This window comes from Pseudomonas alvandae, from assembly GCF_019141525.1.
In the GTDB taxonomy this organism is placed as follows: Bacteria; Pseudomonadota; Gammaproteobacteria; order Pseudomonadales; family Pseudomonadaceae; genus Aquipseudomonas; species Aquipseudomonas alvandae.
Genome location: NZ_CP077080.1, coordinates 2,709,246 through 2,732,758 on the forward strand (window position 1 = coordinate 2,709,246; position 23,513 = coordinate 2,732,758).

Consider the following 23,513-nt stretch of genomic DNA (forward strand, 5'->3'; position numbering starts at 1 on the left):
CGCTCAGAGCGTGGATTTGCCGATGACCTGCAGGCTCATCTGCTCCAGCAGTTTGTTCATCTGAACGAACTGCGCGAAGCGTTTGTCCTGGGTCTGGCCATGGAAGAAGCGGTAGTAGATCTGCTGGACGATACCGGCCAGGCGGAACAGTCCGTAGGTGTAGTAGAAGTCGAAGTTGTCGATGCGGATTCCGGCGCGCTCGGCGTAGTAATCGACGAATTCGCGGCGGGTCAGCATGCCCGGCGCGTGGCTTGGCTGACGGCGCATCAGTTGCACCGGTGCCGGGTCGTTGGCCTCGATCCAGTAGGCCAGGCTGTTGCCCAGGTCCATCAGCGGATCGCCGAGGGTGGTCAGTTCCCAATCCAGCACACCGATGATCTGCATCGGGTTGTCCGGGTCGAGGATGACATTGTCGAAGCGGTAGTCGTTGTGGACGATGCTTGATGTCGGATGATCGACGGGCATCTTGTCGTTGAGCCAGGCCTTGACCGCCTCCCACTTGGGCGCATCGGGGGTCAGGGCTTTTTCGTAGCGCTCGCTCCAGCCACGGATCTGCCGCGCCACGTAGCCTTCGGGCTTGCCCAGGTCAGCCAGGCCACAGGCGTTGTAGTCGACGCGGTGCAGCTCGACGAGCCGGTCGATGAAGCTCTTGCACAGTGCTTCGGTGCGGGCGGCGTCGAAGCCCAGTTCCGGCGGCAGCTCGGCGCGCAGGATGATGCCCTTGACCCGTTCCATCACGTAGAACTCGGCGCCCATCACCGACTCGTCGGTGCAGTGCACGTAGGCTTTGGGGCAGTACGGGAAACCTTCGCGCAGTTGATTGAGGATGCGGAACTCACGGCCCATGTCGTGGGCCGACTTGGCCTTGTGGCCGAACGGTGGCCGGCGCAGGACGAACTCCTGCTCGGGGTATTCCAGCAGGTACGTCAGGTTCGACGCGCCACCGGGAAACTGGCTGATCACCGGCGTACCGGTCAAGCCAGGAATGTGGGCCTTGAGGTACGGGTCGATCAGGTTGGCATCGAGTTCTTCACCGTCGCGCACGCGGGTGGACTGATCAGTCACTGCCATGCTTATCCCTTCTGCTTATTTTGGAGGCCATCGATCATTGGCTAATCTAATGGCGCGTGGGAGGCGTCACAAGCACGCCGGGGTCTTATAGGTTAGCGTGTTGCTGGATAATCAGCGGGCTTGATGCATCGCGCCGTGCGCAGTGGGCGGGGGCGCGCTATGGTGTGGAGACTGCCGCTTCCAAGGAGCAAATCGCGATGGGATGCCCGCAAGTCTGTAGCACCGCGACCCTGCAATGCAGCTTCGGCGCAGCCCCGGCGGTGCTCAATGTGCTCCCGGTCAATCGCCTGCTGACCGGCGGAATGCCGGCGGCGAATATCATGGATCACATACCCTTGGTGAACGTCACCACGTTCGGTATGTGCCAGAGCTTGGCGAACCCGACCGTGGCCGCCGCCACCGCGGCGGCACTCGGCGTGCTGACCCCCATGCCCTGCATCCCGGCCACCGCGGCCCCATGGATCCCCGGCGGCGCCCCAACCCTGTTGCTCGGCAACATGCCGGCCATCGATGCCAACAGCACCTTGATGTGTACCTGGGCCGGGGTGATCAAGATCGTCGTGCCAGGGCAGGTGCAGATGCTCATCCCCTGATCGGCAATCTTGCAGGCATTGCACCGCCCCCTGTGGGAGCGAGCTTGCTCGCGATAGTGGTGGGTCAGTGGGTGGTGATGTTGGATGTGTTGGCGTCATCGCGAGCAAGCTCGCTCCCACAGGGGGAGAGGCAAGACAATCGTTATGCCTGCGCCGGATCATTCCAGCGCCTGAACCACCAGCGCACCCGGGAGATCGGCTTGCCCCCGGCATCCAATGGCCGGCCGTCTTCGGCATAGGCCTGGGCCGGTTCCAGCAGTTGGCCGTTGAGGTAACGGGCTTCTACTGCCGGGCTGCCGTTGGGGTGCAGGCGCCGATAATGACCGTCACGCACGCCGTCGCGATAGAACTCGGCCTCGGCCAGTTGCCCGTCTGGAAAGTAGTTGCTCGCCTCACCGTGCAACAACCCACGGCGGTACGTGGCCTGGCGTTGCAAGCCGCCCTCGGCCGCATGGAAGCTCGCCACGCCGTGCAGTTTGCCCTTCACGAACGGCAATACGGCCGAGATCTTGCCATTGGGGTGATACAACGTGCTGGTGCCTTCCAGTTCACCCTGGCTGTAGTTAAGTGTCGCTTGCGGGCGCTGTGCTTCTTCAATTTGCAACGGGCCGTCGAGCTTGCCATCGATCAGTTGCCCCTTCAGTTGGCTGTCGTCACGTTCCACGTCCAGTTTCTTCGAGGCCATGGCCGCGCTTCCTCAGTTGACCTTCACCAGGCCGCCCTTGATGGTCAGCATGCCGCCACCGTCCACGGTCTGTTCGGCGGCGGCCTTGTTCACCAGGCTGATGCCGGCGTCGTTGGTCAGGGTGGTGCCGGCCTTGTTTTCCAAGGATGTCCCCGCCTGGTTGCTCAGGTCCGTGCCGGCCTTCTGGCTGATGGACGTGCTGGCCTGGGCGGCCAGGTCCGCGCCGCTCTTGATGGCGAAGCTGCCGCCGCTTTGCAGGGTGAGGGTGCCGCTGACCTTGATGGTCAGGTTGCCATCCACCGTCAGGCTGTAATTGCCGGTGACTTTGTGATCGTAGTTGCCGCCGGTGCTGTGGGTCTGGTCCGAGCCCACGGTCACGGTGCGGGTGTCCTTCACGTCGAGGCTGTCGCTGCCGGTCTGGATGGTCACGCTGCGCTTGCCTTTCTCCAGCGTGACGGTTTCGTCGCCGTCCTTCACCGTGCGAGTTCGGGCGTTCTGCACCGTGAGGGTTTCATCGTGGCCGACGGTGGCGGTGGTGTCGTTGAGCACGTTGATGTTGAAGTCCTTTTGCGCCTGGAGAAACACCTCTTCGGCGTCCTTCTTGTCTTCAAACCGCAGCTCGTTGAAACCGCCACCGCCCTTGGACGAGTTCGTCTTGATCCCGGACTGGGTCTGGTTCGCTGGGAGCGCGTAGGGCAGGGCATTGTCGCCGTTGTAGACGCAACCGGTGACCAAGGGGCGGTCCGGGTCGCCGTCGATGAAGGTGACGATGACTTCCTGGCCGATACGCGGTACGAATTGCATGCCAAAGCCCTTGCCACTCCAGGGCAGGACCACGCGCACCCAGCAGGAGGAGGCCTCGTCGTTCTTGCCGGTGCGATCCCAGGGGAACTGCAATTTGATCCGGCCATATTCGTCTGTCCAGATTTCTTCGCCGGCCTTGCCCACCACCAGCGCCGTCTGGGTGTGCATGCGCGGTTTGGGCGTGATGCGAGCCGGTCGGTAGGCGGTGGCCTTGGGGATCGCTTCGAAGCGGTTGCGGTAGCTGTCGTGGCTGGCCTCATGGCTGACCGCCGTCACCAGCCAATCGATATTCAACGTCGCATCTTCATGACCGGCGAGGGTGAACCAATAGCCCGGCACCAGCCAGCGACAATCGCTTTCGCCGACGAAGCGTTTCTCTTGGCTGCGCAGGCCGTCCACCCGCTGTTTGGTCAACGCGTCGCCCTGGGCCTTGGCGGTATAGCTGCCCGGATGTTCGTACATCGAACTCGGCCCGGCCACGGCTTCGGCCTGGCTGAAGAGCGATGTTGTCGGCGTGGTGAACTCATAATCGGTGGCCTGGTAAACCCCGGCCACCGCTTGCAGGCAGACCTGGCCTGAGCGGATGCCGTGCAGCTCGCGTTCCCCCAGTTTCTGCCCGAGATAATTCACCGTCGGCCCATTGGGGATGGGCGCGAAGGCGTCGTTGCTGTCGGCCAGGACCAGGGTGTGCTTGCCGTCTTCATGGCTGAAGAACCAGAAAATCCCGTCCTCTTCCAGCAGGCGCGACACGAAGGCCAGGTCGGTTTCGCCGTATTGCACGCAGTACTCACGGGGTGCGTAGCTGCCGGTGAGCTTGAGCTGGAAGTCCGTGAAGCCGTGGGCCTTGAAAATCGTGGTGACGATGTCCGACGTGGCGAGGTTCTGGAACACCCGATTGTTGCTGGCCAGGCTCAACCACCAGAGCCATGGACGCAGCAGGAGTTGATATCGCTCGGCGGTGGCGTCGGCTGGCAGTTGGCGGATCTCGGCTACCAGCCAATCCAGCGGGCGCAGCAAGGCGTCCTTGTGCAACGTGGTGGTCACATGGCTGGCGACAGCCGTGGTGAGGTCAAGCGAGGCGCCGTCGTTGAGACCGTTGAGGATGTGCGAGCCCAGCGCGTTGAGGCGCTCTTCGCCGGACAATGAGTCAGGGTAGAGCGCCGACAGCGAGCTGGCGGTGAGGGATAGGGTGGTGTTGATGTCGACGGTACGGGGCATGGAGCAGCCTCAAGGCATAGACTAGATTCCTGGCTAGACGATATTTAACTAACCAAACCAGAGCTTTCCCGACTTCCCATGAAAAAAACTATTGATGGCCTGTGGCTTTTTTTCTTTTAATTTGTCTATTTCCGCTGCGGCATTACGAACTAGGCGCGCGTCATTTTTGTATGCTGGCCCCCACCGATGAGCCGGCGCGCTAGCTTTGGCATCAGTCTGTATGGAACCGGTAAACCACTTCGTGATGACTGTCTCGTTTTCTCCGCTGGCGGCGTTGAACTGTTCCTTGGTCTGCAGCCATTCCCGATTTCTATAACGGTGAAATAGATAATTGGAAACAAAATGCCCTGGAATCGGCTGTTCGGTCCTGGGATGTTTCCCGAACAAGTAATCACTGATGACTTGCGGCGCCCGGTAGCTTTGCGATTCGAGGGTTTCATCGTTAATGAACTTCTCGGTGGCATATCCATTCAAGTCAGTTGGAAAGCAATCCGCCAGCCATTGCCAGAGAAACAGGGACGGCTTACCCGGCTTATCGCTTTGCGAAGGTGCTCGATAATCGGCGGTGTAGCTATACAGGCGTGGGATCTCCGCCACTGTGCCCAATAGACCGTTGGCAATGGCCAGCCATTGCAAGCTGTGGGTATGTTCGCCATGTCGGCCATCCATACTGTCTTTCCAGAACAGACTGGCGCGTAGCAGTTGGCCAAGGAAGCGATCGCCCCCGATCAGGCGCACGGCGATGGGCAGCCCTCGCTCCGAGGTATCGTTACGTAAACCTTCGTGGTACTGAAATCCATACTGGGCGGCGACCAGCCCCATTGCCCGGGTAAACTTGTTCGGCGTCATCGGGGTTAGTCTTCGATAATGTTCCCAGATCTTTGCAGAGACCTCGGTCAGACTGGTTTGGAAATGAAGGTCATTGCAAAGGAAAGCCGCGATATGTGAGTAGGCAGTATAGAAAAGAGCATCATCCAGCGGCGCCGGAGCCGTTTTACGCTCGCCGTTTGCGAATTTGGTAAAGCGAAAGTTGTTGGCTCTTAAACTGACTTCGGCTTCTGCCGCGTTAGCAAATACTGTGTTGGCCATCATGCGTTCCCTCTATGCCCTTTGGGTTATTTGCAAACCGTTTTTTGTCGATCCTTACTCCAACACCCACTCCGCCAACTTCCCCGTCACCTGCGTCATCAGCACGTTCTCGACATCCCGCGCCCCGGCGGCGCTGCACTTGGCCAATACCGCCTTGACGATCCCGGCGTCGAACTCGAACTGCTTGCCCGTCGCGGCCTTGTAGCGCCCGCGCAATTTCTCCAGCTTCGCCAGCACGATCCCTTCCAGCGTCGCTTCATCCAGCGGCCGGTACGCCACCACCGTCATCCGCGCCAAAAACGCCGGACGGAACGCTTGCAGCAACACCTTGTGCAACGCTTCGTTGAAGGCATCGCTGCCCAACTGCGCGACCGGCGTATCCAGCAGCAGTTCGGCACCGACGTTGCTGGTGGCGAGCATCACCGTGTTCTTGAAGTCCACCACCAGGCCGGTGCCGTCTTCCATCAGGCCTTTGTCGAAAACGTTGTAGAAGGCTTCGAGCACGTCCGGGTGGGCCTTTTCGATTTCATCCAGTAGCACCACGGAATAGGGCTTGCGCCGCACCGCTTCGGTGAGCACGCCGCCGCTGCCATAGCCGACGTAGCCGGGCGGGGCGCCCTTGAGTTGGCTGACGGTGTGGGCTTCCTGGTACTCCGAGAGGTTGATGCTGATCAGGTTGCGTTCACCGCCGTACAAGGCATCGGCCAGGGCGTAGGCGGTTTCGGTCTTGCCCACGCCGGTGGGACCCACCAACAAAAACACGCCGACCGGTTTCTGCGGGTCGGTGAGGCCGGCGCGGTAGGCTTGCAGGCGTTGGGCGATGGTGTTCAGCGCGGTGCCCTGGCCCATGACTCGCTGGCCCATGCGTTGGCCGAGGGTGCGCACGGCGTGGGCTTCGTCGGCGAGCATCTTGCCGACCGGGATGCCGGTCCAGCCGGCGATCACCGCGGCGACGGTCTTGCTGTCCACCTGTTCGGGCACCAGCGGGTCGTCCTGGCGAATGGCATCGAGGCCGGCCTCCAGGCGCAGCAGTTCGGCGGCCAGGTGGTCGATTCGGTTATCAATCTCGGTGTCGGCTTTTTCACTGTCGGCGCGCTCGCTCAAGGCGAGCAGTTCGCGGCGGGTGTCGAGCAGTTCGCGCACGGCCTCGCGTTCTTCGCCCCAACGGGTTTCCAGTTCGCGGATGGCCTGCACGTTGCTGGCCGACTCGCCCTCCAGCAGGGTGATGCGCTCGCGATGGTCCAGTCCGGTGGCCTGTTCCCGGCGCAGGCGTTCGACTTCATCCTTGAGGCTGTTCTGCCGATGGCGCAGGCTTTCCAGCGGCGGCGGTACGTCGTGCTGGCCGAGGGCGACCCGGGCGCAGGCGGTGTCCAGCACGCTGATGGCTTTGTCCGGCAACTGGCGCCCGGAGATATAGCGGTGGGACAGCTTCACTGCCTCATGGATGGCTGCGTCCAGCACCTGCACGCCGTGGTGCTGTTCCAGTTTGCTCGCCACGCCACGGAGCATTTCAACGGCGGTGAGCTCGTCCGGCTCTTCGACCTGGACCAACTGGAAGCGGCGGGCCAGGGCCGGGTCTTTCTCGAAGTACTTCTTGTACTCCAGCCAGGTTGTGGCGGCCAGGGTGCGCAACTCGCCCCGGGCCAGGGCTGGCTTTAGCAAATTGGCCGCGTCGCTGCCACCCTCGGCACCGCCCGCGCCAATCAGCGTATGGGCTTCGTCGATGAACAGGATGATCGGTTTTTCCGCGCTGCGGACCGCATCGATCACGCCCTTGAGGCGCTGTTCGAACTCGCCCTTGACGCCCGCGCCGGCTTGCAACAGGCCGAGGTCGAGGACCCGCAGCGTGACTTCCTGCAACGACGGCGGCACATCCCCGGCAGCGATGCGCAGGGCCAGGCCCTCCACCACGGCGGTCTTGCCGACACCCGGCGCGCCCACCAGGATCGGGTTGTTCTGCCGACGTCGGAGCAGGATGTCGATGCATTGGCGGATCTCGCCGTCGCGGCCGACGATGGGGTCGATGCGCCCGGCCCTTGCGTCTGCGGTCAGGTCCTGGGTGTACTGGTCCAGGACCGGGTCCTGTTTCTGGGGAGGCTCGCCGGGTTTGGCCGGGCGCATGCCAGCGACATGCTCACGGGAGCTTTCGGTCCATTCCAATAGGTGGGTGCGCAGGGCATCGCGGGGGATGCGCAGCAGGGACGAGGCGCTGTTGAGCAGCAGGCTGCGGCGCTCATCACGGTCCAGCAGTGCCAGCAGTAAAAGCCCGGAGCGGATGCTGTCCAGGCCCAACACGCTGGCCTGGACCACGGCATCTTCCAACAGGCCGATGGTTTGCGCCGACAGGGCAGGCGTGCGGGTGCTGCCGGATTTGAACAAGTCCAGCGCCTTGTTGGTTTCCGCCGCCACCGCATCACGTTCAAGACCGAAGCGCGGCAACAGGCAGGCGAAGTCTCCGCCTTCGATGTCCAGCAATTCCAACAGCAGGTGTTCGATTTCCACGTAGTGGTGGCTGCGTTGCAGGCAACGTTGCGCGGCCCTTTCCAGGGCTCGGCGATTGTCCGGGTTGAGGCGTCCGATCAGGCTGGCCAGTTCCATTTCAGGCAATCTCCAGCTGACGAAGGCGGGTTTCGATGCGTTGCATGGCCAGGCTCGGCTGGCGTTGCAGGCCGCCGTTCCAGTTCAACCGTGGCGCTGCCTGGCGGCCCAGTTGCAGCGGCCCGGCACCACGGACCAGCAGCACCAGGGTGCAATCCAGGTCAGGGCCGAAATACAGCGCATAAAGGCTGGCGAGCAGCGGATGGGTTTCGCCGTTGGGCAGCAAGCCGTTGGCCTGGGTCGCGCTCAGCGGTCCCAGCGTCAGGCGCACGCCGGCGTGTTCGTCCCAGACCCGAGTGCCGGCCACCGCGTTGCGGCCAAGGCGCAGGTTGCGTCCGCCTGGCTGCAAGCGACTGCGGCTGGCGGGCGGGATTTCCCGCCAGCCACCTTCATAGGCGCTTAACTCTACCGGCAAGCCGAACTGCTCACGGACAATCGCTGCGAATCCAGCCAGGGAGCGGCGGCCATCGGCATACAACGCGGTGCAGGCCAGGACGGACGAGTCGGGTGCGGCCTGGCGTTCCTGCAAGGCCTTGGGCAGCAAGCCGGTCAATGCACGCATTTGCGCGTGTACGGCCGATGCGCCTGGGGCCGTGAACCCCAGGGCGATGCGGTGTTTGCGCATCACCTTGTAGAGCAGGCTGAGCAAGCGATGCTGGAACAGGTCGAGGAATTCCGCTGGCGCATGGTCCTTCGCCCGCGCCCGTTGTTGCAGCCATTCCTGGTAGGCGTAGGGCAGCGGACCGTCCGGGCCGCCGAGGCCGAAGATCGGCGTGGCCAGGGTTGGCGGCAGGCCGGGTTCCTGGCTCAGACTCTCGACTTCACTGGCGGCGAACAGCGGCGTCAACGGCCCGCGCAGACGCAAGGCTTCGGCGTGCGGCGCGGTGCCGCTGCCCAGGGGCTCGGCCTGGGGATGTTCACGTTCGAGCAACAGCAAGGCCTGGAGCCATTCGAAGCGCTGCGGGTCGCGCCGCAGTCGCTCGCTCAGGTTCAGAGCACCAGGGGTTTGCCGGCTTGGGGTTGCCATGTCTTGACCTCCTTGTCGGACTGGACCAGCACGGTGCGCACGAAGCGATTGGCGGTGGCGTAAAGGGAAAAGAACTGCGCCAGCACCCCGGAAAACAGCACCGCGCTGCTGCCGACGAAGTGTTGCGGATCCAGTTGCAGGCGCACCTCCAGGCCGTTGCGCCAGCCGCGCCAGGCGTCTCCGCCGACGTGGGCGATGACCCGCTCGCAACTCAGCCCGGATACCCCTTCGATCTGGCGATGGGCGCTGGCCTCGTCCCGCAGGTTGTGCAATTGAAGAATCTCCCGCAGTGCGTCCAGTGCCTGGGGGCCTTCAACCAGTGACAGATGATTGAGGGTCAGTTGCGACACCAGCCGCCAGCGCGATTCACCGTCCAGGCGCGGCAGGCTTTGCGGGCTGGGTGGGTTGCGCAGGCGCGCCCAGGCCACCGGCCCCGGACGCTCGAAACCCAGCGGGGTGCCGGCCGGCAGGCTCTGGGCCAGGTGGCGATTGGTGCACAGCAGTTCGGCGGTGAGGCTGTAGTCGCGGGTTTCGGCCAGCGGGTCGAACTGGGTGTCCACCAGGCTGACCATCAAGTCGGTGCCCAATCGGTTCGGGCTCATGCCACTGACCCGTCGTGCATGCCAATAGCAGGTTTGGTCGCTGCCATGCTGGCTGCCGTAATAGGCCGGCACTTTGCGCACGCCCTGGCTGGACATGGCGCGCATGCCACGGATGCTGTGGATCTCGACGCTGTTTTCCCGATGACTGTCGGCCACCAGCCGGTACTCGCTGCGAGTGCCATCCGGGCGCAGCGGCTCGGAAGTCCTGGGAAACAGGTTGATCACGGGCGTGCAGCCCAGGGCGATGTCGCTGGCCTGGAGTGGCAGGCGGCTGGTGGGAGGGCGGTCGAAAACGATGTACAGGTACAACGACGGGCCGTCGCTGGTGGCACCGGCCAGTGGCAGGTCGAAGAAGCCGAATTTATCCGGGAAGGCAAAGTACTCGGCCAGCAGACGCATGCCAGGATGCACGCCGTCTTCATCCGGCAGCAAGACCTGGTCACTGGCGAAGCCGACGATCTGTGGCAAGCCTGTCAGCGACTCCGGCGCGCTGCCCGGCGCACCAGCCAGGACCTCGATGGCGTGCGCGCCCAGCAAATCGCACAGCCCGGCGTTGATGATCGGTGACGCTGCCAGGTGTACCCGCAGCGAGTCGATTCCCAGTGTCGACCACTGGCTTTCGCCCAGGCACCGCAGCTCCAGGCGCAAGGCCGAGCGGCCCCGGACCACTCCGGTCAGCGCCTGGGTTTCGTCGCTGCCCAGCAGCAATGCCTCGCTGATTTCCACCGGCCACAAATGCACGGCGGCGGTGGTCCGAAAATGAATGCTCTGGCCTTTGTCCGTCGTGACGAACAACGGCGTGTCGCGGGGCAGGGGGTAGCCCTCGTTCAAATTGCCTTTGCTGGGGTCGGGCTCGAACTGCACGATGGCGCACGACGGCAGGGGTCGCATGGCCAACGGATAAAGCTGTTCGAGCAGGGCATCACTGAATTCGGCGTAGTCGTCGTCCAGCCGGCGTTGCAAGCGTGCAGCCAACAGGGCGAAACCCTCCAGCAGGCGCTCGACATGCGGATCGGGGCATTCGCCGGGGGACAACTCCAGGCGCCGGGCGACCTTGGGGTAGCGCTCGGCGAACAGGCTCCCGGCATGCCGCAACCAGGTCAGTTCGCGTTGGTAATAGTCCAACAGTTGCGGGTCAATCGAGTCGCTCATGGCGCACCTCAAGGCCGTCGCCGGCGTGCTCGATGACAAAGGCCACGGGCCAGGCATGCAGGTCGCCCCGCAGCTCGCCCAGCAGCCGTATGCACAGTTGCTGCGGATGGCCCGGCACCGGGCAGACCTCGACCTCGCCCAGGCGCAGGCGCGGTTCGAAGTGGGTGATGGCCTGGCGGATCTCCCGGGTCAGTTGGCGACGGTCATCGCTGCGCTGCTGTTGCAGCGCGGTCCAGTCGGCGATGCCGTAGTCGAGGATGCTCGGTGGCTCGGTCAGCGCCCGTGGGCCGCGGCGGGTATTGAACAGGCGCGACAGTTCGGCATGCACCGAGTCTTGCAATGCCTGCCGGTCGAACGCCCGCCCGCTGTCGTCCGCCGGGCTGGCCAGGCGTTCGAACAGGGGCGGGCGCAGCCCGAAGCCTGCCATGGGCGCGGCTCCTTACTTGGTCATTTTGTTGGCGGCCAGGTCCCAGGTCGTGCCTGCCGTGCCTTCCTTGGTGCCGTCGTCTTTCTGCGCGGTGAGCTCCCATTTGATCTTGGTGAAGTTCAGCGACAGGGTTTCCACCGGTTTGCCACCGGTGCCGCCGCTGACACTGACGTTGGACAGCACGACGTTGGTCAGGGTGTAGATGATGAACGGCATGAGTTTGCCGCTGCCCTCGGCGGCGTTGCGGCCGACGGTGACGACGGCTTGCGGGATCGGCTTGCCGGCGCAGCAATACTCATTGAGCGACGGGGTGGAGCTGTCGACGAATTTGGTCAGGGTGAATTCGCCGATGTGCGGCCGGCCAGAGGTACGCTCCGAGTTGCTGACGTCGTTGGTGACCTGCATGGCCACGTTATGGCTGTAGGACATGACCTCGATCTTGTCCGTGAAACCCTCCAGCAGGCTGTCGCCCTTGATGTCGCCGCCGAGGTCGAGAATGATTGCATCCATTGTGTGGAACTCCTGAATTCGAGTGGGTTGTTCAACGCAAAACCTGTGGCGAGGGGATTTATCCCCGTTGGGGCGCGAAGCGGCCCTAAACCTGACAACCCGGTGTGTCAGGCAGATTGAGTTGACCGCTTAGGGGGCTGCTGCGCAGCCCAACGGGGATAAATCCCCTCGCCACAACGAGCGTTCTCGCCACAGGTTTTATTGGTCAGGCAGCGACGGGCGGCGGCAGGGTCGCCACCAAACGGATCGAGGCAGTCAACTCCTCCAGTTGGAAGTGCGGCCGCAAGAACACCGTGGCCTTGTAGGCGCCTGGCTTGCCCGCCACCTCCGTCACGTCCACCCGGGCTTCGCGCAACGGGTACTGCGCCTTGATCTCTTGCGGCGCGTTGTCGTTGATCAGCACGTAGTCGGCGATCCAGTTGTTGAGGTACGTCTGCACATTGTCGCGGGTCATGAAACTGCCGACCTTGTCGCGCATGATCACCTTCAGGTAATGGGCGAAACGCGAGGCCGCCAGCACGTATGGCAACATCGCCGAGATCCGCGCATTGGCGTTGGCCTCGTTGGTGTTGTAGAGCTTGGCCTTGTTGGTGGTCTGGCCGCCGAAGAACACCGCCACGTCGCTGTTTTTCTTGTGGCACAGGGAGATGAAGCCCAGGTCGTTGAGTTCCTTTTCACGACGGTCGGTGATCGCCACTTCGGTCGGGCATTTGAGCGACAGATCCCCGGAACTGGTGCGGAAGGTATGGGCCGGCAGGCCTTCGACCGCGCCACCGCCCTCGGCTCCGCGAATGGCCGCGCACCAGCCATATTTTGCGAAGGCTTCGGTGATGCGTTGCGCCAGGGTCCAGGCAGCGTTGCCCCACAGGTATTTGCTGTGGTCGGTGCCGTTGACGTCCTCGACGTAGTTGATGCCCTCCACCGGCAGCGTGTCCGGGCCGTATGGCAGGCGCAGCAGGAAGTGCGGCAGCACCAGGGACACGTAGCGCGAGTCTTCACTTTCACGGAAGGCGCGCCACTTGATCAGCTCCTGGCTTTCGAAGATTTTCGACAGGTCTCGGGGGATCGCCAGTTCGGTGAAGCTGGTCATGTCGAACAAACGTGGGCTGGCGGCGGCAATGAACGGCGCGTGCGCGGCGGCGGCGACGTTCGAGAGTTTTTCCAACAGGCCGATGTCCTGCGGGTGCCGGCCGAAGGTGTAGTCGCCCACCAGCAAGCTGAACGGGTGCCCGCCGAAGGTGCCGTATTCTTCTTCGTAGATTTTCTTGAACAAGGCGCTCTGGTCGAATTCGACGGCTTTTTCCAAGTCGTTCTGCAGTTCTTTCTGGGTGACGTTGAGCAGGCGCAATTTAAGGCGGGTGCTGGTTTCGGTGTTCTGCACCAGCAGGTGCAGGCCGCGCCAGGAGGCTTCGAGTTTCTGCAGGTCGGGGTGGTGCAGGACTTCGTTGAGTTGGGCGCTGATCAACTCGTCGATCTGACTGATGCGGTCGTTGATCATGGCCACGGTGTCCTTGTCGATGGCCATGCCTTCGTCGAGGACCTGGGTGGCGAATTCGGCCAGCATGTCGCGGGCATAGTCTTGCTGGCTGTCGTCGTGGGCCATGCGGCCTTCGGCGATGATCTTGTCCAACAGGGACAGGGTCTGGGTCGTGCTCTCGCTGGTTTGAGCGCTGGATGAAGCAGGCATGGCTTTATCTCCCTTGAATGAGGCGCGCGATCAGGCCTGTGGTTCGGCTGGGGCAGGGTCATCGTTGGCGGCGACGGTCGGCAGTTCTTGCGTCGCGTCTTGGGGCCGGGCCGACTTGATCTCCTGCAGGCCTTCGGTGTTGGCGATCACGTCACGCAGCAGCTTGTCCAGGTCATCGTTACCGTCGAGCTTGGTCAGCAAGTCCCGCAGGCGCTGCCGCGCTTCGAACAAGCGGCGCAACGGCGTGACTTGCTCGACAACCTTGACCGGGTCGAAGTCGTCGATGTGACGGAAGTTGAGTTCGATGTTGAGCTTGCTGTCGTCGCCGCTGAGGGTGTTGTTCACCTGGAGCGTGGCGCGGGGGGAGATGGAGGCGAGCACCTCGTTGAAATTATCCCGATCGATCTCGGTGAAGCGCCGCTCGTTGAGCTTGGGCAGCGGCTCCAATGGCTTGCCCGAGAGGTCGGCCAGAATGCCGACGACCAGTGGCAGTTCTTTTTTCTCGATAGCGTTGCCGATTTCCACGTCATAGGTGATCTGGACGCGGGGAGGACGGACTCTGTCGAGCTTGTGCTGGGTACTTTCTGCCATGGCGGCCGACTCCGATGCAGGTGTGGAAGCAATGCATCGGGAGTCCCGCTCATCGCATTCCCTTGCTGATCCGCAGGTTGCAAATGGACGGCAGAAAACCTGTCATTCCCTTGACGAACCTGGTCCATTCGACTGTGTGGGTCGAACTATCCAAGACGCTAGAACAGGTCTATAAAAATGCAAGCAAAAACAATTTTTGACCGCTGAGAAAAGGAAGATTCATTTTGCGTGCGTTTTTTTATGGATTTTTTTTCAGCCTGGCGCTCACCGGTTGTTCGTTGTTCGCCCCCAGCGTCGACCTCGACAGCCTGACCCTGGACGTCGCGCCTCGGGCCAACGACGACACGCCGATCGCCGTGGATTTCATCGCGGTGAACGACCCGGACCTGCTCAAGCAGCTGTCGGGCATCACCGCCAGCCAGTGGTTTGCCGAGCGCGAACAATTCCAGCGCGACTATCGCCAGCTCATGTCGGTGTGGGGGCTGGAGCTGGTCCCGGGGCAATTCATCGACCGCCAACCCTTCCCGCTGGAGGGCCGGCGCGCCGCTGGACTTTTGGTCTTCGCCAGCTATAACACTCCGGGAGCCCACCGGCTTCGGCTGGACGATCAGCACGAGGCCTGGCTGAAGTTCGACAGCCGCGAGATGACCCTCGTGAATGACGACCGGCACAAGCAGCCTTGAGTGACCGCGGGCCGCCTTGCGCGGCGATTTGGGATGTCGAAGGGAGTCGTATGAGCCTGTTACCTGACGCGGTGTGCTGGCACGAGGGCATGCAACTGTTGCCCCAGCATTTTCAGTTGCAAGGGCTGCGCGCCGAGGCACTCGCCGCGCATTTTGCCGGGGCTTGCAACCCTTGGTTCTGGGGCGTCAGCCAGTTGGAAGTCGATCCTTCGGCTCTGAGTGCCGGCCAGGTACGCCTGCTGCAATTGCAAGGCACCTTGCCGGACGGCTTGCCGGTCAATCTGCAAGCCGGTATCGGGCCAATGCTGGAACTGGACGTCAGCGAGGCGATCGACAAGACCGACGACGCCACGGTGACCGTGTACCTCGCGGTGAGCCCGCTATGGCGCGCCGGGCAATTACTACCGCTCAAGGGGCGCTTGCAATCGGTGGTCGGCGAGGCTTTGCCAGACCTCACCAGCGGCGAATTCCCCGAATCGATCACGGTTTGGCGCCCCAACCCGAGGCTGTGCACGCAACTGAGCAAGGCTGATTCGATCTGCCTGCCATTACTGCGTATCCGCAAGGAGGGCGGCGGTTTCTGGCGTGTGCCGTATACGCCGCCAACGCCGATCCTGCTGCCGGAATCGGCCCTCGGTCGGCGGGTGGCCGGGGTGTGCGCGAGGACCAGGGAAAAGTGCATGTTCCTCGCCGGTCGCTTGCGTCAGGCCCAGGCGGCTGGCAACCAGGACGATGCCATGGAGATCCGTCGGCAGTTGACGGCCCTGTGGGCGCGCTTGCCGGAGGTCGAAGGCATGTTGAATACCCGGGTGGCGACGCCCCAGGCCCTCTACGGTTTGCTGCTCGGGCTGGCCGGGAGCTGGTCGGCCCTCGATCCGCTGGCGGGCGTCCCGGCTTTCGCGCCGTTGGATTTTGTCGAGTTGCAGCGCGGCTACGAGCCGCTGCTCGACTGGCTGGAAACCACCCTGGAACTGGTCCGCGCCGGTTACCGAAGCCTGGCGTTCGAGCGCAACGAGCAGGTCTTCTCGATCCAGTTGCCTGACGACCAGCCGAATCAACGCCTGGTGATCGGTTTGCGCATGCCCAACGGCGCCGGCGAACAAGCGGCGGCCGAATGGTTGCGCGGCGCGATCATCGCGTCGGCGCCCCACATTGCGCTGCTGAGCCGCCAACGCATGAGCGGTTTGCCGCACCAGGCCATGAGCCGCAACGAGCAGGTGGCCTACAGCGTCGGTGACGACACCCGTTTGTTTGTGGTGGCCGCGAGCGGGCAATGGTTCGACGGCCAACTGCCGCTGCACATCGTGGCGCCGGCTTCGGCCCAGGCCAGCAGTCCGTGGCAAGTGGTGTTGTTCGTGGCGCAAGCCAGTGAAAGTGCCTGATCGCAAAAGGGGAGCTGTATGCCTGACGGAAGTGGCGGGGTGGTTCGGAGTCTGCACGAGGCGCCGCTGAGCAGCGCGTTTCGTCAAGCCTGGTTGAAGTGGTCCCAGGAGTGGCAAGACCTGCCCAAGGACAGTGATCCGGCAATCGTGCTCAATCGGGTCGTGGAGTTTTCCGGTCGCGGTGCCCAGCGTCTCTGGCGGGTGGCCTACGCCACCGTCGGCGATGCCGCTTCCGAGCAGGTCAAGGCGCTGGTCTATGCCTTCGTCGCGCTGGTGGACGAGACGTTGCTGTTCTGCACCTGGCCCGGCCAACTGGCTTGGCAGCAGCATCCCCTCGAGTCACGCATGTACGCCAGCCGCCAGGCCGGCGAGCGCTTGCCCGCAGCGATCAAGAAATTGCTGGATGAGCAGATGCCCGGTACTCGGGACCTGGCGAATGTCTACCTGCAATGCCTGATCCTGGGGTTCCAAGGGCGCTTGCGCGGCGAGCCTGGCCAGGTCCAGCACGAAAAATGGCGTGTGGCGTTGTTCACCTTTGCCTGGCAGCACGAACCCGATTACGTCGATGTCAGCCAGCGCCTGGCGATGTCTGCGGCGGCGACGCCCGCGCGGATGCCAGCGCAGCAATCCTTGCCGGACGGCTTTCGCCTGGGGTTGGCGATCGTGGCGATGGTGCTGTTGTTGACTGGCTTGGGGCAAGTCCTCTGGCGTGACATCCGCCTGGAGCTCGAACCGGTGTTGCAATTGAACGAGTCGTCAGTCCAGGAGCAGGATTCATGAACACCCTGAGCATCGTCGCCTTGGTGCTGCTCGCCATTGTCGGGGTGCTGGTGATCGCGGCAGCGGTCTGGTGGTTGCGAACCCAGGGCGGGGCGGCGATTCGCAATTTCTACGGCGCGGTGCGCCAAATGGAGCAGGAGCAGGGCACCCGCGACCGCTATCAGACGCCTTGGTTGATGATGCTCGGCAACGAAACCGACGGTGCCCAGCTGTGCAGCCAATGGCGTTTGCAACCCACGGACAAGGCGGGCTGGTTCGGGCGCTGGTTTTGCGATGCCGAAGGCGCCGTACTGGTGGTGCCCCAGGCGTTGTTCCTGCCCGATGAAGGCATGAGCCGGCAACGGGGCAATTGGTGGCGACTGCTGGGCCTGCTGTTGCGGCTGCGCAGCAAGCGGCCGTTGGACGGAGTGATCTGGACAGTACCGTTCAGCAAGCTCGATGACATCGAGCACACCACTGAGCTGAGCCTCAAGGTTCGGCGGGTTTTTATTGACCTGCTGCAACGGTTTGGCCTTAGCCTGCCGGTGTACGTGGTGATCACCGGGATGGAAGAGTTGCCCGGGTTCCAGGAATTGGTCGGCGCGCTGCCTGCCAAGGCGCGAGAGTCGATGCTGGGCTGGTCGTCGCCTTACTTGCCGGACGCGGCGTGGCAGTCGCACTGGAGTGACCAGGCGTTGGATGAGATCAACGCCGCGCTGGCCCAATCGATCATCGAGATCGGCGCGCTGTCGGGGCAACTGAGCACCGATCTCTATGGCCTGCCGGAACGCTTCGAAGGCTTGCGACGAGCCTTGCAGATATTGTTGGAGCCGGTGTTCCAGGGCAACGCCCAAGGTGAAGCGCCGCGATTTCGCGGCGTGTACTTCACCGCCAGTCAAGCACCGGCCATCAGCGGCGACAGTTTGAACGCCCATCACAATGGCCAGCGGCAAACGGTGTTCGCCCGGCAATTGTGGTCGCGACGTCTGATAGCCGAACGCGGCCTGGCCCAGCCGGTGCCTCGCTTGCTGCGCGTGCGCCAACGCGGGCATCGGCTGGCCGGAGCGGTGGCGTTGGTGGTGGGCCTGGTCTGGCTCGGGAGCATGCTCTGGGTCTGGCGCGATTCGGTGGAAAACGCCGAGGAGCTGTCGCGGTTGGTCCTCAGCGCCCACAAGAACCACATCGTCGTCGACCCGGACCAGCCGCAACTGGAACCGACCCGGCATAACGTGCAGAACTATTGGAACGTCTTGGAAAAAGCCCCGCGCTGGCGTTATGTCTCGGTCGTCTTTCCCACATCCTGGTTTTCCTCCGTGGACACGCAGTTGGAGGATGGCTTGCGCCTGACCGCCCGGCACCATTGGATATTACCGCTGCGAGACTTGCTCAATTCCGACCTGGAACAACTCAAGTCCATCCGCAACACCGAGCGGCGGGGCAACGTCGAGAACGACGACCCGGCGCAGTGGCAAAGCTACCTGAAGGCCAAGGCGCTGGTGGATCTGGCGGCACGCCTCGAGCAGCACAACCAGATGTTCAGCCAAGTGGTGAACGACCCCAAGGCGCCACTGGACGAACTGGTGCAGTTGAGCAACGCCGCGTTGTCCTTGGGCCTCAACACCGGGACTTTGAGTCGCCCACAGTTTTACAACCGGGTCCTGTTCGATGCGCGTAACAGTGATTTGCAAGGGCTGGACCTGAACGCCGCGCGCCCGGTGATCGCCGATAATTTCACCGGCCTGATGCAACGTTGGCTGGACCATTACTTCCTGGCGGACAACTTCGTTCGCCAGGCCGGTTATCTCAAGTTGCACCTGCAACGACTGGAGGCCGGCAGCGGCAATTCATTGAGTGAACTGGAAGACCTGACGGCGCTGATCGATGACCTGCAGACGCTGGTCAGCCTGACCAACTCCGCCTGGGGCCGGGGCAAGGGCCAGGACCTGGTGCCCGGCTACACCCAGATGCTGGACAAAGTCAGCCACAGCACTTTGCTCGGCCCGGACATTACGCAGGACCTGGAGAGCCAGGCGGCGAAGTTGCAGCAGAACTTTCGCGACCAGTGGATTGTCCAGAGTGGTTCCCGGGACAATCTGCTGGTGCAGCAGGGCAGCGGTTTGCTGATATTGCAGGACCATGTCACGGCCCTGGACGGTGCGGTGCAAGCGCTGTTCAAGCGCGATTTCGTGGCGTTGGCGATGCAGAAGGATCCGTCGACCGGCAATCCGGATTCAATCGGCCGGGGCGATGGCACTGATGATTTCAGCGTCGCCCTGAATTATTTCGCCAGCTACAAAAGCTATGCCAGCGAAGAGCTGTCGCGGATTCCGCCGGATTACCGTGACGCGCTGATGCAGGCCGCCGAAAACGCCGCGGCGCGGGCCATGTGGTTGAGCCTGGACGAAAATGACCAGCCGCTGCCCGGCACCGGCTTCAATGTGCAAACGACCCAGGCGGTTGCGCTGCAAAAAGCCTTCATGGATGTCAACCGGGGCGACCTGGCGATACGTTTCCAGCGCTTGCTCAATCGCCGGGCGTTGGCACAAATCAACAGTGGCCTGGCCGAAATTGATGCCCAGCCGTTATTCAGCCAGCGCGCCGATATCGAGCGTTGGGACGGTTCGAAGAACTTCGGCTTGCAGCTGTATGGCGCCAACGATCCACAGGAACTGAAGCTGAACCTGAACCAGCAATTCAGCGCCATGCTGCAGATCGCCGAACAGCGCATGCCTGCCCTGGAATGGCTGATCGTCCAACAGGACGACCTGTCCGCCTTGGAGCATGACCAGGTGGCGCGGTTCATGGCCCTCAACGACGAATTGCTCAAGTACAAGAATCAGAACCCGGCCAGCTCGGCTGCCCAGTTGGAGCAATTGGTAAGTCGGGATTTCAATGCGATGGACATCGCGTCCTGCGCGCAGATCTTGCAGACCTCCAGCCTGTCCGGTGGGCGCGGCGACCTGGCTCGGCGCGCCGTCGCGTTGCAGCAGGGAGCGCTGCAGCGTTGCCTGTACCTGCAACAGAACCAGGCGGCGATGGCCTGGAATGACCTGGCCAATTATTTCAATCAGTACCTGGCGGGACGCTTTCCGTTTTCCCAGGACGTGCGGGCCAGCGATGCCGACCCGGCGCGGGTGCAGCACCTGTTGGAATTGATCGAGACGCGCGTGCCCCTGGCCCAGGCCGGGTTGACGCTGAGCCAGACGCCCGAGCGCTTGGCGGCCGCGGATTTCCTCAACCGCTTGAAGCAGGCCGGTGTCTGGCTCGGGCCGCTGTTCGTGCGGGACAAGAGCGGCATACTGGGCGTGGAAATGGACGTGCGCTGGCGTACCGATCGCGATGAGGAGCGTGGCGCCGACCAAGTGATCGCCTGGAGCCTGGACGCCGGCAACCAGCAGATCAACTACCCCGGTGAAGGCCAGCAGAACCTGCGCTGGATGGTCGGCCAGCCCGTGCGCCTGACCTTGCGCTGGGCCCGCAACGGCTACCAGCGTCCGGCCAACGATCCGTTGCAGCCGAACCTGGTGGTGCGCGACCTCGAAGCCGGCTGGGAATACCAGGGGCCGTGGTCATTGTTGCGCCTGATGCGTTCGCTGGTGTCGGCCCAACGCCAGCCGAATGTCGACTACACCGATTTTCCCCTGGCCCTGCAATTGCCGGTGATCGCCCAGACCCAGGCACGCACGGCGCAACAGACCTTGATGTTCGTGCGTCTGTCGTTGATGAGCCAGGGTTCCAAATTGCCGCTGTCGATCCCGCCGCTGCCGACACAGGCGCCTCGTTCACCTTTCCTCGCGCCTGCGTCGAGGCCTGCCATTGCCACCCGTGAGGAGGGCCTGTGAGTTTGCCGATAACCCCGTTGCCCGAATTGGTCAGCCAACTGCTCGAACCGATCAGCGCCGAGTCGCCCTGTGGCCAGGACCTGCGCTACGAAACAGAGTACGACCAGCTACGCGAACTGCGCCGGGAAGACGACACCAGCCTACCCACCGGCGTGTGGCAGTCTTCAATCAAGCGCGCGCTCTGGCCGGACCTGGAGCGGCTGGCGACCACGTTGCTGCTTGAGCGCAGCAAGGACCTGATGATCAGCGCCTGGCTGGGGGAGGCCTGGCTGCACCAGGCCGGATTGGACGGCTTGCCGGGCAGCCTGGCGCTGGTGGCGGGGCTGTGCGAACGCTATCCGGAACAGCTGCATCCCCTTGCCGAGGACGGCGATCAGTCGTGGCGGGTGATTCCGCTGGAATGGCTGGCCCGTCGCTACAGCGAAGTGTTGCTGACGCGGGTGCCTTTGCTTGAAGGCCGCGATCCGACCTTCGCCGGTTTCAGCCTGGACGATTGGCAGCGCCTGCAGCGCCAGCAAGTGCAGGGCAACGACAGCAAGAACGCCAAGGCCTCGGCGGAGGCGGCGCGCAACGAACAAAAGAAACTCAGCGAACTGATTCGCGGCACGCCCTTGTCTTTCTGGTTGCATCGCCAGGGCAGCCTGATGTTGAGCCTGCAGCATCTGCAACGACTCGAAGCCTGGAGCGACGCGTACCTGGGCAACCTGGCCCCGGGCTACAAATCCTTGCAGGACGTGATGCAAGCCATGTTGGCATTGGTAGAGGAGTTCATCGCGATGCATCCACAGCAACCCGCTGTCGCGCCCGCGCAAACGTCCGCGGTGGCAGCGACGCCGATGTCCCAGCCGACGGCGGCACCTGCCCAGGTCTTCCTGGAACCGGCCAATCGGGAAGAGGCCTATCGACAACTGTTGGTCATCGCCGGTTATCTGGCGCGCACCGAACCCCACAGTCCCGTGCCCTATCTGATCCGGCGCGGTGTGGAGTGGGGCAACAAGCCGCTGAGCGAATTGCTGGGTGAACTGATCAGTGCCGATGCCGAGTCCCGACGGCTGTGGACACTGCTCGGGGTGCTTTAAGGCTGCGCGCCGGGTAGCTCCACCGGCGTCAGTACCGGTTTGCCGGAAAAGAACGCGTTCAGGTTATCGCCGACCAGCTCCACCATGGCGCGTGTCGCTTCCGGCGACAGCCCGGCGACGTGGGGGGTCAGTACGACGTTGGGCAAATGCTTGAGGGCGTCGGGTACTTCGGGCTCATGGTCGAATACGTCCAGCGCAGCCCCGGCAATTCGCCGATGTTCAAGGGCGCTGATCAGGTCGGCGGTGGCGACCACGCTGCCCCGGGCGATATTCACCAGGAAGCCGTTGGGTCCCAGCGCATCGAGGGCCTGTTTGCTGATCAGTTGCCGGGTATCCAGGCCGCCAGGCGTCGCAACGATCAAGAAATCGGAAACCCGCGCCAGTTCCGTGGGCGTGGCGCAGAAGGTGTAGGGCACGTCGGTGCGCACGCGGCGATTGTGGTAGCTGACGCTCATGTCGAAACCGAGGGCGGCCCGCTTGGCAATCGCCATGCCCACGGCGCCGAGTCCCAGCACGCCCAGGTGCTTGCCGGCGAGGGAAGGGCGCGTGCTTCGCGGCCATTCGCCTCGGCGCAGGGCGGCGTCGGATCGAGGCACATCGCGCACCAATGCCAGCAACAGCGCCATGGCATGGTCGGCCACCGACGAGGCGTTGACCCCGGCACCGTTGGTGACAACGATGCCTCGGTCGCTGGCGGCTTGCAGGTCCACTTGTTCATAACCGGCGCCGATCACGCAGATGATCTTCAAGTTGGGCAGGGCCGCCATTTCTTCAGAAGTCAAACCCAGCGGGCCACGGGTCAACACCGCGCTGAATCGGTCGCCGTGTTCGAAGATCGCTGCCTTGCGTTCGGCGGGCGTGGGCGCCAACTCCAGGTGATAGCCCTGGCGCTCGAGGATCGGCAGGTATTCGTTGACGGTTTCAACCAGTACCAGAACGGTTGCGGTCATGCTGGGCTCCTGTGGGCGATTTTTTGATCTCAGGTATTCAACCTGATTGTAGGAGCCGAAGGGAGGGGTAGCTTGGGCTTTTTAGGGGTATTTTGAGATCGGTTGTTCTTGGGTTGCTGAACAGAATAAGCAAGAGACGCTGTAGCGTTTGCTGGCTTGTTTGTTGTGGGGGCGCTTGCGGCGCCCCCACAACTACCTGGCAACTACCCAGGCTTGTGGTTATCCAGTACTCGATTGACCGCTAACTCCCCTAACATGATGACCCGCTGCAGCACCAGCATCGTCTGGCGTCGTGGGCCGTCCGTGACGTCGGCGAGTTCGCTGATCAGCACATTGGCGGATGCCAGGTTTTCACACGCCTCAACGAGCAACGTTTCGTCATCCATCGCTGGGTCGATGGTGAAGATCGAGCCGGGTTTGTAGGGCCGTATCTGCGTTTTCGGCGCCCCGGGGTTGAGGTAGAACTTAAGCGCGCGGTCTGCCGCCTCTTTCAGCTTTTCGGGGTCGAAAGCGTCGTCGTAGAGTACCGAATAGATATCCGGGGGGTTGGGAGTAACCTTGAACATAACTAATTCCCTCAGCTAGGGCCGCAACCGTTCTCGACTAAAAGAAGGGTGGCGGCTGTGCGCAGGTTAGTCGACCGGTGGAATTAGCAAGCCCGGCGCGCCCAAGGGCGCCCTGCGCACAACCACCATCAAGTGCAGACATAGAAATGCCCTGACTGAATGGTGCTTATGCACCTACTAAAACCATCCGGGCGACTA

Annotated in this window: 19 protein-coding genes; 6 read left to right on the forward strand and 13 right to left on the reverse strand. The window is 62.9% G+C overall.

Features of this window, described 5'->3' with window-relative positions:
- Positions 1–3 precede the first annotated feature (3 nt).
- A complete protein-coding gene (locus KSS97_RS12150) occupies positions 4–1,071 on the reverse strand; it encodes a phosphotransferase family protein (RefSeq protein WP_217861734.1) in 1,068 nt (355 codons plus the stop codon).
- A gap of 197 nt (positions 1,072–1,268) precedes the next feature.
- On the opposite strand from KSS97_RS12150, the gene KSS97_RS12155 reads away from it, so the two are divergent.
- The gene (locus KSS97_RS12155; protein WP_198797462.1) at positions 1,269–1,664 is read left to right on the forward strand and encodes a DUF4280 domain-containing protein; all 396 of its coding nucleotides are present in this window, start codon (positions 1,269–1,271) and stop codon (positions 1,662–1,664) included.
- A gap of 142 nt (positions 1,665–1,806) precedes the next feature.
- Here KSS97_RS12155 and KSS97_RS12160 read toward each other — a convergent pair whose 3' ends face one another.
- From KSS97_RS12160 to tssB, 10 genes are all read right to left on the reverse strand, one after another.
- Complete coding sequence (locus tag KSS97_RS12160) at positions 1,807–2,349, reverse strand: toxin-antitoxin system YwqK family antitoxin (RefSeq protein WP_217861735.1); 543 nt, start codon at positions 2,347–2,349, stop codon at positions 1,807–1,809.
- Positions 2,350–2,361: 12 nt separating this feature from the next.
- Positions 2,362–4,371 carry a type VI secretion system Vgr family protein gene (locus tag KSS97_RS12165; RefSeq protein WP_217861736.1) on the reverse strand — a complete coding sequence of 670 codons (2,010 nt, stop codon included), beginning with the start codon at positions 4,369–4,371 and terminating at the stop codon, positions 2,362–2,364.
- Positions 4,372–4,419: 48 nt separating this feature from the next.
- A complete protein-coding gene (locus tag KSS97_RS12170; RefSeq protein ID WP_217861737.1) occupies positions 4,420–5,460 on the reverse strand; it encodes a LirA/MavJ family T4SS effector in 1,041 nt (346 codons plus the stop codon).
- 54 nt (positions 5,461–5,514) lie between these two features.
- A complete protein-coding gene (tssH, locus tag KSS97_RS12175) occupies positions 5,515–8,058 on the reverse strand; it encodes a type VI secretion system ATPase TssH (RefSeq protein ID WP_030142665.1) in 2,544 nt (847 codons plus the stop codon).
- Between the two features lies 1 nt (position 8,059).
- Positions 8,060–9,085: a type VI secretion system baseplate subunit TssG gene (tssG, locus tag KSS97_RS12180; protein ID WP_217861738.1), complete on the reverse strand. Its 1,026-nt coding sequence runs from the start codon at positions 9,083–9,085 to the stop codon at positions 8,060–8,062.
- Positions 9,049–10,839 carry a type VI secretion system baseplate subunit TssF gene (gene tssF, locus KSS97_RS12185; RefSeq protein WP_217861739.1) on the reverse strand — a complete coding sequence of 597 codons (1,791 nt, stop codon included), beginning with the start codon at positions 10,837–10,839 and terminating at the stop codon, positions 9,049–9,051. The genes tssG and tssF overlap by 37 nt, the downstream gene beginning before the upstream one ends.
- Positions 10,823–11,266 carry a type VI secretion system baseplate subunit TssE gene (tssE, locus tag KSS97_RS12190; protein ID WP_198797466.1) on the reverse strand — a complete coding sequence of 148 codons (444 nt, stop codon included), beginning with the start codon at positions 11,264–11,266 and terminating at the stop codon, positions 10,823–10,825. Before tssE ends, tssF begins: the two co-directional genes overlap by 17 nt.
- A 12-nt stretch (positions 11,267–11,278) precedes the next feature.
- Positions 11,279–11,776: an Hcp family type VI secretion system effector gene (locus KSS97_RS12195; protein WP_030142661.1), complete on the reverse strand. Its 498-nt coding sequence runs from the start codon at positions 11,774–11,776 to the stop codon at positions 11,279–11,281.
- 205 nt (positions 11,777–11,981) lie between these two features.
- A complete protein-coding gene (gene tssC, locus KSS97_RS12200; protein ID WP_030142660.1) occupies positions 11,982–13,463 on the reverse strand; it encodes a type VI secretion system contractile sheath large subunit in 1,482 nt (493 codons plus the stop codon).
- 30 nt (positions 13,464–13,493) lie between these two features.
- The gene (gene tssB, locus KSS97_RS12205) at positions 13,494–14,054 is read right to left on the reverse strand and encodes a type VI secretion system contractile sheath small subunit (RefSeq protein ID WP_030142659.1); all 561 of its coding nucleotides are present in this window, start codon (positions 14,052–14,054) and stop codon (positions 13,494–13,496) included.
- A gap of 224 nt (positions 14,055–14,278) precedes the next feature.
- Here tssB and KSS97_RS12210 point away from each other — a divergent pair, with 224 nt between their 5' ends.
- Genes KSS97_RS12210 through tssA form a run of 5 tightly spaced genes read left to right on the forward strand, consistent with a single transcriptional unit; the run spans position 14,279 to position 21,799 of the window.
- The gene (locus tag KSS97_RS12210) at positions 14,279–14,737 is read left to right on the forward strand and encodes a type VI secretion protein (RefSeq protein ID WP_217861740.1); all 459 of its coding nucleotides are present in this window, start codon (positions 14,279–14,281) and stop codon (positions 14,735–14,737) included.
- 50 nt (positions 14,738–14,787) lie between these two features.
- Positions 14,788–16,119: a type VI secretion system baseplate subunit TssK gene (tssK, locus tag KSS97_RS12215; protein ID WP_217861741.1), complete on the forward strand. Its 1,332-nt coding sequence runs from the start codon at positions 14,788–14,790 to the stop codon at positions 16,117–16,119.
- An 18-nt stretch (positions 16,120–16,137) separates the two neighbouring features.
- Positions 16,138–16,899 carry a DotU family type IV/VI secretion system protein gene (locus KSS97_RS12220; protein ID WP_198797468.1) on the forward strand — a complete coding sequence of 254 codons (762 nt, stop codon included), beginning with the start codon at positions 16,138–16,140 and terminating at the stop codon, positions 16,897–16,899.
- A complete protein-coding gene (locus KSS97_RS12225) occupies positions 16,896–20,720 on the forward strand; it encodes a type VI secretion system protein (protein ID WP_217861742.1) in 3,825 nt (1,274 codons plus the stop codon). The genes KSS97_RS12220 and KSS97_RS12225 overlap by 4 nt, the downstream gene beginning before the upstream one ends.
- The gene (tssA, locus tag KSS97_RS12230) at positions 20,717–21,799 is read left to right on the forward strand and encodes a type VI secretion system protein TssA (protein ID WP_217861743.1); all 1,083 of its coding nucleotides are present in this window, start codon (positions 20,717–20,719) and stop codon (positions 21,797–21,799) included. The genes KSS97_RS12225 and tssA overlap by 4 nt, the downstream gene beginning before the upstream one ends.
- Here tssA and KSS97_RS12235 read toward each other — a convergent pair.
- Together KSS97_RS12235 and KSS97_RS12240 are read right to left on the reverse strand one after the other, a co-directional pair.
- Positions 21,796–22,749 (reverse strand): 2-hydroxyacid dehydrogenase, encoded by a 954-nt coding sequence (locus tag KSS97_RS12235; RefSeq protein WP_217861744.1) that lies wholly within the window; start codon positions 22,747–22,749, stop codon positions 21,796–21,798. The two genes, tssA and KSS97_RS12235, sit on opposite strands and share 4 nt — an antisense overlap.
- A gap of 203 nt (positions 22,750–22,952) precedes the next feature.
- Positions 22,953–23,315: a DUF6124 family protein gene (locus tag KSS97_RS12240; protein WP_217861745.1), complete on the reverse strand. Its 363-nt coding sequence runs from the start codon at positions 23,313–23,315 to the stop codon at positions 22,953–22,955.
- Positions 23,316–23,513: the final 198 nt, after the last annotated feature.

What these genes read in the sequence shown, in the direction of transcription:
- tssB (WP_030142659.1), bottom strand. Translation starts at nt 14,054, where the DNA reads ATGGCAGAAAGTACCCAGCACAAGCTCGACAGAGTCCGTCCTCCCCGC.
- tssK (WP_217861741.1), top strand. Translation starts at nt 14,788, where the DNA reads ATGAGCCTGTTACCTGACGCGGTGTGCTGGCACGAGGGCATGCAACTG.
- KSS97_RS12150 (WP_217861734.1), bottom strand. Translation starts at nt 1,071, where the DNA reads ATGGCAGTGACTGATCAGTCCACCCGCGTGCGCGACGGTGAAGAACTC.
- KSS97_RS12240 (WP_217861745.1), bottom strand. Translation starts at nt 23,315, where the DNA reads ATGTTCAAGGTTACTCCCAACCCCCCGGATATCTATTCGGTACTCTAC.
- tssF (WP_217861739.1), bottom strand. Translation starts at nt 10,839, where the DNA reads ATGAGCGACTCGATTGACCCGCAACTGTTGGACTATTACCAACGCGAA.
- KSS97_RS12160 (WP_217861735.1), bottom strand. Translation starts at nt 2,349, where the DNA reads ATGGCCTCGAAGAAACTGGACGTGGAACGTGACGACAGCCAACTGAAG.
- KSS97_RS12220 (WP_198797468.1), top strand. Translation starts at nt 16,138, where the DNA reads ATGCCTGACGGAAGTGGCGGGGTGGTTCGGAGTCTGCACGAGGCGCCG.
- KSS97_RS12225 (WP_217861742.1), top strand. Translation starts at nt 16,896, where the DNA reads ATGAACACCCTGAGCATCGTCGCCTTGGTGCTGCTCGCCATTGTCGGG.
- tssG (WP_217861738.1), bottom strand. Translation starts at nt 9,085, where the DNA reads ATGGCAACCCCAAGCCGGCAAACCCCTGGTGCTCTGAACCTGAGCGAG.
- KSS97_RS12235 (WP_217861744.1), bottom strand. Translation starts at nt 22,749, where the DNA reads ATGACCGCAACCGTTCTGGTACTGGTTGAAACCGTCAACGAATACCTG.
- KSS97_RS12165 (WP_217861736.1), bottom strand. Translation starts at nt 4,371, where the DNA reads ATGCCCCGTACCGTCGACATCAACACCACCCTATCCCTCACCGCCAGC.
- KSS97_RS12155 (WP_198797462.1), top strand. Translation starts at nt 1,269, where the DNA reads ATGGGATGCCCGCAAGTCTGTAGCACCGCGACCCTGCAATGCAGCTTC.
- KSS97_RS12170 (WP_217861737.1), bottom strand. Translation starts at nt 5,460, where the DNA reads ATGGCCAACACAGTATTTGCTAACGCGGCAGAAGCCGAAGTCAGTTTA.
- KSS97_RS12195 (WP_030142661.1), bottom strand. Translation starts at nt 11,776, where the DNA reads ATGGATGCAATCATTCTCGACCTCGGCGGCGACATCAAGGGCGACAGC.
- tssE (WP_198797466.1), bottom strand. Translation starts at nt 11,266, where the DNA reads ATGGCAGGCTTCGGGCTGCGCCCGCCCCTGTTCGAACGCCTGGCCAGC.
- tssH (WP_030142665.1), bottom strand. Translation starts at nt 8,058, where the DNA reads ATGGAACTGGCCAGCCTGATCGGACGCCTCAACCCGGACAATCGCCGA.
- tssC (WP_030142660.1), bottom strand. Translation starts at nt 13,463, where the DNA reads ATGCCTGCTTCATCCAGCGCTCAAACCAGCGAGAGCACGACCCAGACC.